At 44.3% G+C, this 15,856-nt stretch carries 13 protein-coding genes and 1 rRNA gene; 5 read left to right on the top strand and 9 right to left on the bottom strand.

What is annotated here, in order from left to right; genetic code table 11:
• Positions 1–668 precede the first annotated feature (668 nt).
• The 6 genes from JG770_RS09700 to nifV form a co-directional block, all read right to left on the bottom strand.
• Positions 669–875 (bottom strand): helix-turn-helix transcriptional regulator, encoded by a 207-nt coding sequence (locus JG770_RS09700; RefSeq protein WP_291958347.1) that lies wholly within the window; start codon positions 873–875, stop codon positions 669–671.
• A 126-nt stretch (positions 876–1,001) separates the two neighbouring features.
• Positions 1,002–1,091: a DUF6442 family protein gene (locus tag JG770_RS09695; protein ID WP_291958346.1), complete on the bottom strand. Its 90-nt coding sequence runs from the start codon at positions 1,089–1,091 to the stop codon at positions 1,002–1,004.
• A gap of 368 nt (positions 1,092–1,459) precedes the next feature.
• Entirely contained in the window at positions 1,460–1,765 is a 306-nt protein-coding gene (locus JG770_RS09690) for a DUF6442 family protein (protein ID WP_291958344.1), read from the bottom strand.
• Positions 1,766–2,580: 815 nt separating this feature from the next.
• Positions 2,581–3,588, bottom strand: coding sequence for an isocitrate/isopropylmalate dehydrogenase family protein (locus JG770_RS09685; protein ID WP_291958342.1), 1,008 nt, complete (start codon positions 3,586–3,588; stop codon positions 2,581–2,583).
• Positions 3,578–5,518 (bottom strand): aconitate hydratase, encoded by a 1,941-nt coding sequence (locus tag JG770_RS09680; protein ID WP_291958340.1) that lies wholly within the window; start codon positions 5,516–5,518, stop codon positions 3,578–3,580. Before JG770_RS09680 ends, JG770_RS09685 begins: the two co-directional genes overlap by 11 nt.
• Positions 5,519–5,587: 69 nt before the next feature.
• Positions 5,588–6,748 (bottom strand): homocitrate synthase, encoded by a 1,161-nt coding sequence (gene nifV, locus JG770_RS09675; RefSeq protein WP_291958334.1) that lies wholly within the window; start codon positions 6,746–6,748, stop codon positions 5,588–5,590.
• A gap of 315 nt (positions 6,749–7,063) precedes the next feature.
• Between nifV and JG770_RS09670 the strand changes: the two genes are divergently transcribed.
• On the top strand, positions 7,064–8,320 hold the full coding sequence (locus JG770_RS09670; protein WP_291958331.1) for a methyl-accepting chemotaxis protein: 1,257 nt from the start codon (positions 7,064–7,066) through the stop codon (positions 8,318–8,320).
• A gap of 49 nt (positions 8,321–8,369) precedes the next feature.
• Here JG770_RS09670 and JG770_RS09665 read toward each other — a convergent pair whose 3' ends face one another.
• Together JG770_RS09665 and JG770_RS09660 are read right to left on the bottom strand one after the other, a co-directional pair.
• The gene (locus JG770_RS09665; protein WP_291958328.1) at positions 8,370–9,485 is read right to left on the bottom strand and encodes a Glu/Leu/Phe/Val dehydrogenase; all 1,116 of its coding nucleotides are present in this window, start codon (positions 9,483–9,485) and stop codon (positions 8,370–8,372) included.
• Positions 9,486–9,673: 188 nt separating this feature from the next.
• A complete protein-coding gene (locus tag JG770_RS09660; RefSeq protein WP_291958325.1) occupies positions 9,674–10,093 on the bottom strand; it encodes an ATP-binding protein in 420 nt (139 codons plus the stop codon).
• 208 nt (positions 10,094–10,301) lie between these two features.
• Here JG770_RS09660 and JG770_RS09655 point away from each other — a divergent pair, with 208 nt between their 5' ends.
• From JG770_RS09655 to JG770_RS09640, 4 genes are all read left to right on the top strand, one after another.
• Positions 10,302–10,838, top strand: coding sequence for a LysM peptidoglycan-binding domain-containing protein (locus tag JG770_RS09655; RefSeq protein WP_291958321.1), 537 nt, complete (start codon positions 10,302–10,304; stop codon positions 10,836–10,838).
• Positions 10,839–10,982: 144 nt separating this feature from the next.
• Positions 10,983–12,731, top strand: a complete 1,749-nt coding sequence (locus JG770_RS09650) for an ABC transporter ATP-binding protein (RefSeq protein ID WP_291958318.1) — start codon at positions 10,983–10,985, stop codon at positions 12,729–12,731.
• Positions 12,732–12,740: 9 nt separating this feature from the next.
• Positions 12,741–14,543, top strand: a complete 1,803-nt coding sequence (locus tag JG770_RS09645; RefSeq protein ID WP_291958316.1) for an ABC transporter ATP-binding protein — start codon at positions 12,741–12,743, stop codon at positions 14,541–14,543.
• Between the two features lie 129 nt (positions 14,544–14,672).
• Positions 14,673–15,239, top strand: a complete 567-nt coding sequence (locus tag JG770_RS09640) for an HD-GYP domain-containing protein (protein WP_291958314.1) — start codon at positions 14,673–14,675, stop codon at positions 15,237–15,239.
• A gap of 524 nt (positions 15,240–15,763) precedes the next feature.
• On the opposite strand, the gene rrf is transcribed toward JG770_RS09640, so the two are convergent.
• Positions 15,764–15,856: ribosomal RNA gene (gene rrf / locus JG770_RS09635) — 5S ribosomal RNA — on the bottom strand; the annotation flags it as partial.

Here is a 15,856-nt window from a genome sequence, read left to right as displayed (position 1 = left end):
AAAAGTGATAAAGCAGTAAGAATGGTTGAATACACAACAAAAAGAATCGAATATGGAACTTGGGAATATAAATATAATGGCAAGGTCGATTATTATAAAGAAACAGATAATATTGTTGATATACCCATACAATGATACATTTCCCGTTTATAGGGGATAACAGTTTACAAGTAGCTTAATGTAAGGCCTTGCTATTTGTGACTGAGAGCGGTTACAATGCTAAGGAGTAATTGACTCACGATTATTTACCTTTCTCATCTTCTTTGGGTAAAGCTTCGTATTGGAATTCATAATCCTCATTTATAATGCCAATCCACTTAATTTTTATCATAACAATCCCTCACTAATAATCTAATTAGAAAATCTTTTTTGATAAATAGTTATCGAAGATGAACATCAAAATACAGTTACATACGTAGAGATTGAAACTGTACGCCACATTATTGCGGTACCCCCTACGCTGCCTTGACCTCAATTTGTTCTCGGCTCGAAGCTTCCAAATCTCAGGCGTCTGTGTCACTGCTACCTTCGGTGCTTGAGACCCGGCTTCCGTGTTTATTGCGTTGATTCTTGCCGATTACACCCGGTGACTCAGCATACTCGCTTGAACACCAAGCTTTATTGACGTTTATCTTCCTTTTGTTATACTACATCAATTAATGCGCTGGTTAAAAGTAAAATAATTCCTCAAATTGCTTATCCAGTGCATTACAAAGAATTAAAGCCAACTTAGCGGTTGGGTTAAATTTACCTGTCTCAATAGAACTAATCGTATTCCTCGATACACCAATAAGCTCAGCAAGTTGACTTTGAGATAAGCCTTTTTCGATTCTCGCTTCTTTCACCCTGTTTTTCAGGATTAGTTCATCATTCATTCTGTTACCCCACAGTGATTACAATAATATATGCAACAAAAAAACAATACCCGCAATGATTCCTAAAATTGCTCTTGTTTTCCCCTTTTACCAAATTGAAAACTAACAAAATTATAGACATTGCCATCATAACCAATACACCAAGTGCACGTCCTTTATCTCACCCTCATCCACATTGGCTCTACGACTCTTTTCCAGGATTTCGTCCTTGTTCATACTTATACCTCCAGTAAAATTATTAACAAAACTGCTATCTACATTATGTCATGCCAGGTTTTGTTCTCACAATATTAATAGCTTATGAGTTATTTGCGCTGTACATATTTCCCGTTCAAAATCAGGCAGCGCATTAGCTTTGTCACTCAATAAAATCGATTCTTTATCCCATCATGCCTTTATTATAACCTGCTTACTTCCTTAAAGAGTTAGTTTCCCATTTTATTGGTTAGGGTAAATTTTTGCTGCAGTATTTAACATCCCGCTAATTTCAGGCATGTGCATGAAGCAAAATATTCTCTTCTATATTTGCTAAAGTGCTATTTATCTGCCTTTTCAGACAGCGCAATCAGTTCATAAGGATTCGATCAGTATCCTAAACAAAATCCTATTAAACAAATAACAGCCGTACAAAAAGCAATGATTCCGGAAAGAAGATCATCTTTGCTTCTGAGTTTATTAAATCTATAAAGAAGAGAGCTGCCAACCGAAGCACATACAATGACTGCCAAATCCAGCATACTTTCTCCTTTTATTCCTCGTATTACTGCAAATATTGCTGATGTAATAACCATTACAAGGAACAGCCATTTTATGGATTGATCTTTGATGTACGTTTCATATTCATCATGGTTTTCTGAACGGCTTTTTTCCAAAATTTCATTTTTATCCATTTTTATACTCCCTTCTTGTGATAATCAAATATTACCATCAAATTTCCGATATGTCAAGTATACTTGGCAAAAAATTTTTTTATAATACGTTATTTCTCTAATCAGATTAATATTTTAGTTTAATGTATCGTTGATATTTCTTAGCCACTGCTGGACGGGTTCGGGACTTCCACCCGTAAGAGTGCGCCCATGCCGGCGCACCACTATAATAACGCATGATAACAGATCCTATCATGCGTTATAGGTTATTATTTTATTTGTTTTGCCCCTTATAAAGCTGTTTATCCCCTGTAAAAACGCGTGATAATATTTTATCGCTTCTTTAAGTAATAATTGACTCAAGGTTATCTGTCTTTCTCATCGCGGTATAAAGTATGTTTGTGCTTTATAGCTCTTGCCGTTGTATAGTACAGTAACATTGACTACTACCTTATAATTCCGTACGGCTCTACCAATCTTGATGGGAACGACTGCTTCCCCATTAGAAGCAATTGTGCCATGGTATGTGGTCTTTGTTGTCTTGTAGCTGCATACAGCAGTTACCTTGGCCTTAGCAGGCCCTGTTTCTGTCAGGTAGATGGTACTGTTCTGCTTTGGTGCTTTGTTACTGACGGTGGCACTGACTTCGACCGGCAATGCGACAGACAAATTAACCTTTTGGGTTGGTGCGATTATTTTGATATTTAGGAAAGCCGCTTATTTAAGCGGCTTTCCTGCTTTTGTGTCCTACAAACGGTCAAATATGGGATATCGTATATTAGAAAATGCTTATTCTGCAGCCTTTTTTGTTGCAACAGGCAAATAAAATCCGCCTTTTACCGCATATGCCTTATAACCGCTTGCGCATATCCTTTTGTTCCCGTATTGCCGCCCAAATCATATGTTACCTCTTTGCCCTCCGCTATAACCTCAGCCACCGCTTTAACCACTCTGTCGGCAGCCTCATCCTCACCTAAATGCCTGAGCATTAAAGCAGCCGACAATATGGTAGCTGTCGGGTTGGCCATATTGAGTCCGGCGCGCTTCGGAGCGCTTCCATGTATAGGCTCGAATACCGCGGCATCATCGCCTATATTGGCGCCCGGTGCTATACCGAGCCCCCCTACCAGCCCGGCGCACAGATCGGACAGTATATCACCGTATAAATTCGGCATAACCAATACATCGTAGTTTTCCGGTGATTGAACGAGTTTCATGCTCATGGCATCCACTATCATATTATCGAATTCTATCTGCGGATAATCCTGAGCCACCTTCTGCGCACACTCCAGGAATAATCCGTCAGTCAACTTCATGATATTGGCTTTATGCACAGCCGTAACCCTTTTGCGGCCCTCTCTTACAGCATATTCAAAAGCGAAACGGACTATACGTTCCGACGCCTCGCGCGTTATGATCTTTATGCTCTCGGCGGCATGCTTGCCCACCATATGCTCGATGCCGGCATAAAGGTCCTCCGTATTCTCCCTTACTATAACGAGATCTATCGGCACATCTTCGTAGTGAGTTTTAACGCCCTTGAATGAAATACACGGACGCAAATTAGCATATAAATCCAATTCTTTCCTCAAAGCAACATTCACGCTTCTGAAGCCTGTGCCGACCGGTGTGGTTATGGGGCCTTTCAGCGCCACCTTGTTACGCCGTATCGAGTCCAGCACATAATCGGGCAACGGTGTCCCGTAATCCTTCATAACAGCCTCACCGGCCTCCACTACATCCCATTTTATCGATACACCCGTGGCATCCACAACATCCCTTGCTGCATAAGCCACCTCGGGCCCTATGCCGTCTCCCGGTATTAATGTTACATTATACATCACTCGCTTCTCCTTCTTTTTTAGTATAATTAAGCAATCCGCCCGCCAACAATATCTCTTTAAATCTCGGCGACACATTTAAGGCGACACGATATTGCAGGCCTTTACTGCGGTTATCCACGACCAGTATATCGCCGGCTTTCACTTGTGCCGGTGCGTTTTCTATAACCAGTTCATCGCCTTGATCTATGGTATCATAATCGGCCTGCTCCACAAATACAAGCGGCAATATACCGGAATTTATGAGATTGGATGCATGTATGCGGGCAAAAGATTTCGCTATAACGGCCTTTATGCCGAGATATAGCGGCACTAAAGCCGCATGTTCGCGGCTGGAGCCTTGCCCATAATTTACGCCGGCCACAAGTATTCCGCCTCCATTCGCTTTAGCTCTGGCCGGAAACTCCGGATCGACCGGCGTCAGGCAGTAATCAGAAAGGTGCGGTATATTCGACCGGTATGGTAATAATTTGGCGTTGGACGGCATTATATGATCGGTAGTGATATTATCGCCCATCTTCAGCAACACCTTGCCCTCTACAATATCGGGCATAGGCTTGTTTATTGGGAACGGCTTTATATTAGGCCCTCTTACAACCCGCACATCATCAGGATTCTCTGCCGGCGGTTGCACCATGTTGTCGTTCACAAAAAATCTGTCGGGCGTATCGACGGTTACCGGCCGGCCCAAAGAACGCGGATCTGTCAACACACCGCTTATAGCCGTTGCCGCCGCCACTTCAGGACTGGCCAAGTACACTTTAGCGCTGGGCGTACCGCTGCGGCCGTAAAAATTACGGTTAAAAGTGCGTACCGACACAGCGTCTGTAGCGGGGGCCTGACCCATGCCTATGCACGGCCCGCACGCTGATTCCAGTATGCGCGCGCCGGCTGCCACCATATCTGCTAAAGCGCCGTTTTGCGCGAGCATCGTATATACCTGCCTTGACCCTGGGGATATAACCAGACTGACATTTGGATGCACTGTTTTGCCCTTGAGTATAGCCGCCACTTTCATCATGTCGGCATATGATGAATTGGTACAACTGCCTATGGCCACCTGATCAACCGGCATGCCTTCTATATCCTTGACTTTTACAACGTTGTCCGGACTATGAGGCCGGGCTGTCATAGGTTCTAATTTATCCAGATCTATAATAATTTCTTCATCGTATGTGGCATCGCTGTCGGCTGCCAAAGCTACCCAATCATTCTGTCTGCCCTGTGCCTTTAAGAATTCTAACGTGCGTTCATCGCTGGGAAAGATGGAGGTGGTGGCCCCCAGCTCAGCGCCCATATTGGCTATAGTGGCGCGCTCGGGCACCGACAGAGAGGATACGCCTTCTCCTCCATACTCCATTACTTTGCCCACACCGCCCTTGACTGTAAGCCGCCTCAGCAGCTCCAATATGATGTCTTTAGCCGATACCCATGGCTGTAATTGCCCCTTTAATACCACATGACACACCTTGGGCATAGTCAGATAATAGGGACCGCCGGCCATGGCCACGGCTACATCCAGACCTCCGGCACCTATAGCCAGCATGCCTATGCCGCCGCCTGTAGGCGTATGGCTGTCCGAGCCCAAAAGCGTCCATCCCGGTTTGCCGAAACGCTCGAGATGAACCTGATGGCATATGCCGTTGCCTGGTCGCGAGAAGTAAACGCCGTGTTTAGCCGCCACCGTTTGTATATAGCGATGGTCGTCGGCATTTTCAAAGCCTGTCTGTAGCATGTTATGGTCTACGTATGCTATGGAAAATTTGGTTTTAACCCTGGGAACACCCATGGCTTCGAACTGGAGATACGCCATGGTACCTGTGGAGTCTTGCGTAAGCGTCTGATCTATGCGTATGGCTATCTCCTGCCCTGCCGCCATATCGCCTTTGACTAAATGCGAGGCTATTATCTTCTGTACCAGATTTTTGCCCATTCATTCTCCTCCCGAAAATCTTTTGTTTTATCAATTATATCAAAAAAAACCGGGGCTTTAAACCCGGTTTTAAGCGCTTTGTTTTTCTTTCATATATTCTTCGTATAACGAAACCAGTTCTTTATCGAACAGAGGTCTTTTTAACTCTACCGAGAGCGCTCTGACCTTCACCAGCAAGGCGTTCGCATCTTTTTCGTCGAGCTGTATGCCGTATTCCTTAAATTTATTCTTTATAGCCGCCGTACCGGAATGCTTGCCTATAACTATCTGACGCTCGAGGCCCACCTCTTCGGGATTAAAAACCTCGTACGTACGCGGGTTTTTGATTACGCCATCGGCATGTATTCCGGCCTCGTGGGCAAACATATTAGAACCCACTATGGCTTTCCATATAGGCAGTTCCCTGCCCGATGCTTTAGCTACATATTCCGACAGTGTTTTGAATTTTTTAGTATCCACATCGACCTTGTAACCCCATACGTACTTTATGGCCATAATAACCTCTTCCAGCGCTGCATTGCCAGCCCTTTCGCCTAATCCGTTCACTGTAACGCCAACGTAATTAGCACCGGCTTTAAGCCCCGCCAAAGCATTAGCGGTAGCCATGCCAAAATCATTATGCGTATGCATTTCTATATCAATATCCACATTATTCAGCAACGTGGATATTTTGTCATATGTCATAAACGGATCCAATATACCCATGGTATCACAAAAACGCAATCTATCAGCACCGGCCTCTTTGGCCGTCCTGGCAAAAGTAGCCAAAAATTCGTCATCGGTGCGCGAGGCATCCTCGGCATTGACCGAAACGTAAACGCCGTTTTTCTTGGCGAATTCCACAGCCTTGACCATGCTCTCCAGCACCCATTCCCTGCTCTTTTGCAGTTTATACTGTATGTGTATGTCCGATGTCGAAATGGATATAGCCACGGCATCCACGCCGCAGTCGATGGAATGCTCCACATCGGCTACCACAGCACGGTTCCACGCCATTATACTGGCCTTCAGGTTAGCCTTTACAATAGCCCTTATAGCCTCTTCTTCATCCCCGCCCATAGCAGGGATACCGACCTCCAATTGATCAACCCCAAGGTCGTCAAGCATCTTGGCTATTTCCAGTTTCTCAGTATTGGCAAACACTACACCCGCGGTCTGTTCTCCATCTCTTAAAGTAGTATCCACCGTATATATCTTATCCCTCTTGTATCCAGGCCTGTCTATTGCCATTTATATTTCCTCCTCAATTTCCGATTTGTATGTACTATATTTTATATAAAATATATAGCAATGTCAATAGCATTATGCATGTTTTTTATAAAAAAATTCATCATAGGCTAAATCGCCTCATTGGGTATTATTAACATTGCTCGGAATATTCATCTTATTCAAGAGGAATACAGCCATGTGCTGCATATATATGCGATAGCTTCGCTCTTGCTTAACTGCAAGTTGTTAGCTCATTCTTGCATCGACTCGTCTCTAAAGTAATATGCAGAATCCGTCGAAATATTATATGAATTTATATCGATGAGGAGGAGCACAATGGAGCAGTTTGTATCTAAATTAAAAGGTATAATCACTAAAAACATCATGCAGTTCCCTATAGTAGCATCCGTAATATTGGCCATCCTATTCATGTTATTTGGCATGAGCTTTGTAAACGCATTGCTCTTCGCAATATTTGCCGCCTTAATATCAGAACTAGCAATATATGTGCTGAAAAGCGACGTTGACAAGCGTATAGATACCATTACATACCTTATGAATCGCGTCAAAAATAAGGATTTTTCACAATCGCTTTCTGATGAATCGTTCGTGGGCATGGAATCCGTATCAGTCAGCTTTACAGCAATGATTTCTGAGCTGAGAACCATACTGAGCGGATTAAGCGATATGTCACACCGCTTGGTAGAATCTTCCGATATGATGGTCAAAAATGCTGAAAGAGTAACAGAGTCGGTCAGTGAGATAACCGCCACCGTAAACGAGATAGCCAAAGGGGCATCGGAGCAGGCTGCCGAGGCCGAAAGAGGCGTGCGCATGATAAATGGCCTTTCCGAACAGATAAACACTTTATATGAAAGTTCACAGGCTATATCAACGCATACAAACAGCATGATGTCCCTGAACCAGCAGGGTATCGAGGCGATGGAAATACTACAGGACAAGAATGAGCAGAGCAACAAAACGTCTGCCACTGTAATGGGCATCATAACATCCTTTACCGATAAAACGAAAAATATAACAGATTTCGTAAATACTATAAACGACATAGCCGAACAAACCAATTTATTAGCGTTAAACGCCGCCATAGAAGCTGCGCGTGCCGGTGATGCCGGACGCGGTTTTGCAGTGGTGGCCGACGAGGTGCGAAAGCTGGCCGACGAAAGCCGCCAAGCGGCTGAAAGCATCAATGATGTGGTAAGCGATATAGCCGATGAAACTGCTAAAGCCAGCCGTATGATGAACGATGTGACATCCGTTATGGAAGCTCAAAACGACGCTGTCATTCATGCCAGCAGCACATTCAGGTCCATTGCCCAGGGCATTGAGACCATAGTTGAACGCATAGGCCATATAACTGATTCCATCGCGGCTATAGAGCAGAGTAAAAACGACGTGATATCAACCATGGAGAGTATATCGGCGGTAACCCAACAGGCTGCTGCAGCCAGCCAGGAGGTGGCCGCAAATACCGAGGAACAACAGGAAGCCGTCAACAAGATATTGGATTCCTCAAGGAATCTCAACAAATTGGCCACAGAATTGCGACAGAAATTAATTGTATATAAATTTTAACAAAAAGCCGTATATGTCATCAAAACATATACGGCTTTTTGCTGGACAGCTATACCCAGCCGCGAAGCTTCATGGCATCAGCCACTCGTTTTACTGCCACTACATAAGCAGCTTGACGCATATTTATTTCGTATTGCTTTGAGGTCTCGAATACCGACTTATAAGCAACGGTCATTTTTTTATCCAGGCGCTCATGTACTTCAGCTTCATCCCAATAATACATATAGAAGTTTTGCACCATTTCAAAATACGATACCGTTACCCCGCCCGCATTGCACAGAAAATCAGGTATAACATGCACACCGTTTTTGTACAGTATATCGTCGGCTTCAGGCGTAGTAGGCCCATTAGCCAGCTCGGCAACAATCTTTGCCTTGACATTAGCAGCATTTCTTTCGGTTATAACATTTTCCAAAGCCGCCGGAATCAATATATCCACGTCCAGCTCCAATAAGCCTTCATTGGTAATGGGGCTTGTCCCTGCCAGTCCAACCACCGAGCCGGTTTCATCTTTATGAGTTTTTGCCTCTTCCGGATCAATGCCCTGCTCATTGAATATTCCGCCTCTGCTATCGCTTACAGCTACAATTTTGCAACCGAGCATCGACTGCGCCAGTACCGCGGCATAATAACCCGCATTACCGAAACCCTGTATAGCCACTCTGGCTCCTTTTAAATCCATACCTAACGCTTTAGCCGCTTCTCTTACTGTATATAATCCACCCCGCGCCGTAGCATCGCCTCTGCCAGCTGATCCTCCAACAGCTAAAGGTTTGCCGGTCACTACCCCAAACTGATTTTTGCCACATGCTTTCGAATATTCATCGGCCATCCACGCCATTATCTGCGGATTGGTATACACATCGGGAGCGGGTATATCTTTATCCGGCCCTATAAATGGATGAATAGCTCGTATGTAGGCACGGCTTAAACGCTCAAGCTCTCCCTGAGACATTTCTTTGGGATTGCATATTACGCCACCCTTGCCTCCACCAAGCGGCAGATCGAGGAGTGAGCATTTCCATGTCATCCATGCAGCAAGCGCTCTGACAGTATCTATGGTTTCCTGCGGATGGAATCGTATTCCGCCTTTGGTCGGGCCCTTCGCATCATTATACTGAACCCTGAAACCCTGAAATACCTTCAAGTTTCTCCATATATACAATCGACTCCCTTGTCGTATTATTTTGTGGACCGTACCACAATGACTTTATTTTATAATAAATATGCATATTATGCAATATAGGATATGAAAAGTTGCAAAATTCACACATTTATTGAATTGCATATGGGCTTTATGAATAATGGAAGAGTTCATACATGCATTTAATGTGAGCTTCCCGTGCTCTATCACTATTCTTCAATTATAAGGTATTTGTTCAAAAAAGTAGGAATATTTTGAGGAGAAGCACTTATATCAGCTACAATACGAACGCCTATTTTTTCGGATAATTCGTTCAGCCTTGAAAAAAATTCATCCAATTCGTCAAGCTCCATATTAACTAATTTTAGGAAATCGTCGATGAAAATCATGTCTATATCGAAATCACGCGCTATGATGCCGCATAAAAAACCATACAGCATTCGCGGGTCATCTAGCCTAAATTCACTGGCATCAATAAATCGAACTTGATGGATTAAATCGTACATATATCTTTTACCGTCATCGATAAAAACGATGTCTCCTTTGCAACGTTCTGCAGCTTTATTGGCCATATCGATCAACCTTTTCGTTTTCCCAGATCCTGTCTCTCCGGATATAACATTTAACATTGTAACCCCTCCTATTTTCGCCATAATTGTGCCTTTAACCTTGCTTTTATAATATCTTACCGAACCTAATATTGTCAAGACAATTTTCCATCTTCAATTCATCGCGTCTCTAAGCACACGGCCTTGGACTAATGCATGTTAACACTTTTACATACTGCTTCATATAATGCAGTATATGCGAAGAATATCTAAATAAGGGGGTCATCCTATGGATGAAAATGAGAACTACGAGGCAGAGTCTCAGCCATGCCCAGGCGGATTTATTTACACTATACAGCCTGGCGATACCATATACCGTCTGTCATTGCGCTTTAACGTAAGCATGGACGCTATATTACGTGCTAATCCCGGTATAAATCCGGATAATTTGCAGATAGGCCAGCAAATATGCATACCGGCAGGTACACCCGTACCGCAATGCCCCAACGGCATATTGTATGTTATACGGCAGGGCGATACCTTGTATAGGCTGGCACAGCGTTTCGGCATAAGCGTTGATTCCATCATCGCCGCCAATCCCGGTATAAATCCCGACAATCTGCAAATAGGGCAGGTTATATGCATACCGATAAAACCGGTACCCGAATGCCCTAATGGTTTCCCATATATCATACGGCAAGGCGACACCTTCTATAAGCTGTCCAGACAATTTGGAGTAAGCGTTGACTCCATAATGGCAGCTAATCCCGGAGTTAACCCAAATAATCTCCAGATAGGACAGCGTATATGCATACCCTACAGGTAACAGCATATCTGTGAAAAAACCGGCATATGCCGGTTTTTTCATATAAAATCAGCTCCAGTACCCCTCGATACGGCATTGTATATTGTCGGAGACCATGATATAATATCTTTCGACATCGTGAAATAATCGCAAAGGGGTATTTTTATGGGGGAATTTAGAACACTCAACTGGTTTTTCTCCAAATATAAATGGCGTTATATAGGCGGCATTTTATGCCTGTTAGCCGTAGACATACTGCAGCTTGTCATGCCAAGGTTGCTTGGATTGATAACCGATAACCTGCAGCAACATACAATGACCTATACCACGCTTGGCTGGTATGCCGTCATAATAGTGCTCATAGCTGTGGCTATAATGATATTGCGTTACATATGGCGTTTGCTCATAGTAGGCGGCTCGCGTTTGCTGGAAAAAGAGCTGAGAAACAGGTTTTTCGCCCATCTGACCACGCTGTCGCCGAGATACTATAATATACATAAAACCGGCGATCTCATGGCTCATGCCAGCAATGATATAAATGCCATACGTATGTTTATAGGTCAGGGCGTAGTGATGGCCACCGACTCGCTGTTCATGATCATCGCTTCGCTCATAGTGGTATTTGCCACCATAGACTGGCGTTTGAGCATGCTGGCGCTGATCCCTTTCCCGCTTATGGCCATCTCGGTACTGATAGCTGGCCGTTTCATACGCGAGCGCTTCGGAGAGGTGCAGCGGGCTTTCTCAAATCTGACCGATACCGTAGAAGAGAATTTTACCGGCATACGCGTGATCAAGGCTTTTGTACAGGAAAAAGCCGAGCTCAAAAAATTTGCCAAAGCCAATAAGCATAACATGGACATGAATATGCGCATGGTAAAGGTATGGGGCATCATGGAACCGCTCATGCAGCTTTTATCCGGTCTGAGCTTTATAATAGTGCTGTATTATGGCGGCATGATGGTGATAAACGGTGAGATAAGCATGGGGCAATTCGTATCGTTCAACGCATACCTTGGCATGCTCATATGGCCGGTCATAGCGATAGGTTGGGTGGTAAATATGGCACAACGCGGTACCGCATCCATGAAGCGCGTAAATGTTATAATGAATGAGCGTCCGGAGATATACGACGATAACCCTGCGGACATAGATGAGATACACGGTGACATAGAGTACAAAGACCTGACATTTAGATACGAACCCACTCTGCCTCCGGCACTGACCGATATAAACATCTCGGTAAAACAAGGAGAGACATTAGCCATAGTAGGGCGCACAGGCAGTGGCAAGACCACGCTCATCAATGTCCTGCTACGGCTGTATAAAGTAGAAGACGGCCATGTATTCATAGACAACACAGATATAAATCGAATACCATTGGGCATACTGCGCCAAAGCATAGGCTATGTGCCTCAGGATAATTTCCTTTTCTCCGCGACTATAACCGAAAATATAGCTTTCGGAGTGGATAATTATACTATGGAACAGGTGGAGCAGGCCGCGCGCATAGCACAGCTGTATGACGACGTTATGGATTTCCCCGATAAATTCAACACCATAGTGGGCGAACGCGGCGTATCGCTTTCCGGCGGTCAAAAACAGCGCGTATCCATAGCAAGGGCCGTCATGAAGAATCCGAAAATACTCATATTGGATGACAGCCTTTCAGCGGTGGATACGGATACCGAAGAGCGGATATTAAAGGGTTTAAGCGCTGTGCGAAAAAATCGGACCACCATAATAATAGCCCATCGCATATCCGCCGTGAAGGATGCCGATCAGATCATAGCATTGGATGACGGCCGCATAGTGCAGCGCGGCACTCATGAGCAGCTTATACGGCAAGAAGGTTTATATAAAGAGCTTTATGAGATGCAAAAACTCGAAGAAGAATTGGAAAGGACGCAATGAGGTGAGATTATGCCAGATTATGTAGATGAAGAAATAAGCCGAAAATCCTATGATCCCCGTATAATGCGCCGTCTGCTGGGCTATATGCTACCTTACTGGGCGCCTATATTATCATGCATAGTGCTTCTATTCCTGATAACAGCAGGCAGTTTGGCGACGCCATATCTCATGAAGCTGGCTATAGACAATTACCTTTTTGAAGTGACAGCCCAAAGCGTGGCCGGCATAACGCGCATATCCATTATATATCTTATCATAACGGCAGCCACCGGCATAATGAACTATATACAGATATACGTGCTTCAATATACCGGACAGCGCATAATATACGGCATGCGGCAGGAGATCTTCACGCATATAGAGAATATGCCGCTCGGTTTTTTTGATAAGAATCCTGTAGGGCGATTGGTAACCCGGGTCACCAACGATACCGACACCATAAACGAAATGTATACCAGCGTGGTGGTAAATCTATTCCGCGATGCGTTCATGCTGATAGGCATAGCCGGCGCCATGCTGTTATTAAATTATAAGTTGGCATTGGTAGCTATAGCTTTTTTACCTATAGTTATAATACTTACTATATTATATAGGAAATGGGCTACGGAGGCCTACCGGTTGGTAAGGGTCAAACTGGCTCGCATAAACGCTTTTTTATCGGAACATATAATGGGCATGCGCCTTATACAGATCTTCCACAGAGAACAGCCCAAGCAACAGGAATTCGAGGCCATAGATGAAGAATACTACGACGCCAATATGAAGCAGATAAAGGTGTTCGCCGTATTCCGCCCCGCCATGGACGTCATATATTCGCTAACATTAGCCGCCATACTATGGGTAGGCGGCGGCGACGTCATACGCAATGCATTGGAATTCGGCGTATTATACGCTTTCGTAAATTACACGATGCAGTTTTTCCAGCCTATATATGAGATGGCTGAAAAATACGACATACTGCAGGCCGCTATGGCATCCGCCGAACGCATATTTATGCTGCTGGATCAGAAATCAACCATAGAAGACCCTCCGGCCCCCTTGCCTCTCGACCATGTAAAAGGAGAGGTAGAGTTTAAGAACGTATGGTTTGCGTATAACGATGAGGACTGGGTGCTCAAAGACGTCAGCTTTCATATAGAACCAGGCCAAACGGTGGCTCTGGTCGGCCATACCGGCGCCGGCAAAACCTCCATAATAAACCTCTTGAGCCGTTTCTACGACATACAGAAAGGGCAGATATCGATAGACGACATAGATATAAGAAATGTCCGTCAAGCCGATCTGAGGCGGCACATAGGCGTGGTGCTACAGGACGTATTCCTGTTCACAGGCGATATAAAGAGCAATATACGCCTTAACGAGGAGGGCATATCCGAGCAAAAAATAAAAGAAGTAGCTTCTTATGTCAATGCCGACCACTTTATAGAGAAGCTGCCCAAGAAATACGATGAGCCGGTTATGGAGCGCGGCGCCACCCTGTCAGCCGGTCAGCGACAACTATTAGCCTTTGCGCGCGCATTAGCCTTCGATCCGGCAATATTGGTACTGGATGAGGCTACCGCCAATATAGATACCGAAACCGAAGCGCTTATACAAGACGCATTGGAAAAACTGTCGCGCGGCAGAACCACCATAGTCATAGCCCACAGATTATCCACCATACAGCATGCCGATAAGATCATCGTGCTGCACAAAGGGCGTATACGCGAGGAAGGTACGCATCAGCAATTGCTGGCCAAACGCGGCATATACTATGCGTTGTATCAGTTGCAATATAAAAACATGGAGGGTAAAGCCGCAGTCGGCGATTAATTACCGCAAAAGAAAGGTGAAAGTAGGCTGAAAGTATCATTGTCAGATTCATAAATATACTGTAGAATAAAGGGGTGTGATGTCGATAATACTTAAATAAACTACAGATATGGAGGCACCGCAACGCATATGGACGAACGAGCCGCTATTTCATCTTTCTTGAGCGACTTAATAAACATAGAGCAGCCCGGTTTATACGAACATAGTAAAAGGGTGGCCGAATATGCGCTTATGCTGGCTGACAAAATAGGATTGGATGAATCACAGCGGCAGATGATATATGAAAGCGCTATGCTGCACGATATAGGAAAATCGGAGATACCGGATCATATATTAAATAAACCCGGCAGGCTGACGCCTGAGGAATACGATGTTATAAAAGAACACACCATCGCAGGATATAATGCCATAAAAGATATAAATGAACTGAAATCTTTAGGTCCGGCAATACTCCATCATCATGAAAGGATAGACGGACAAGGATACCCGTGCGGATTACATGGGGATGATATACCGCTTGCGGCTCGTATACTGGCCATAGCGGATAGTTTCGACGCTATGACGTCCTATAGACCTTACAGAAAGGCTATGACCATACAAGAGGCCGCTGATGAACTGCGCGCCAACAGCGGTTCGCAATTTGACGGCCGATTGGTAGACTGTTTTTTAAGCCTATCCATATTCAATAATTCTTAATGCAACTTTTGTGCTTCCAGCAATTCAACCATGGTTTGATCGGGCTGGAAGAGCACTTTGTATATTTGTCCGTCATGGTCGAATATGGCGCAATAAATTTTATTTTTGCATGAAACGTGGGCAAATTTATATACCGCATCCGGTTTTACTGTTGTCTGCGGCTTCACATCGGACGTCCTCAGATATAACATCTCGCTCAATTTAACGTTCAATGATACGGTACGATATCCGCCTACCACTTTTTCGAATATAAGGTCATCGCCTATCAGCGAATATTTGTATTCCACCGCGCGCCGCCTGAATACTTCCCATGCTATGCATACCATGGCTATATACACCATATAGTTAATAAATTCAAAATGGTATATATTATAAATCACATTGCATAATGCTGTAAACACGATAATAAATAGAATGGTCAACAAGATAGACAACGCTGTCTTTTTAAATTTCATCGGCTCTGATTTAACAATTTCCCTATACATATTAACTAACCTCACATTGAGCATACATATAGTAAAAAGACCGGGCAACGGCCTACTCTCCCAAGCGGTTTCCCGCTTAGTACCATCGGCGCTGAAGGGCTTAACTTCTGTGTTCGGAATGGGTACAGGTGT

This window comes from Mahella sp. (assembly GCF_020054945.1).
Lineage (GTDB): Bacteria > Bacillota > Clostridia > Mahellales > Mahellaceae > Mahella.
Note: the sequence above shows the minus strand (reverse complement) of the source record. Positions and strands in the feature narration are given on the sequence as shown.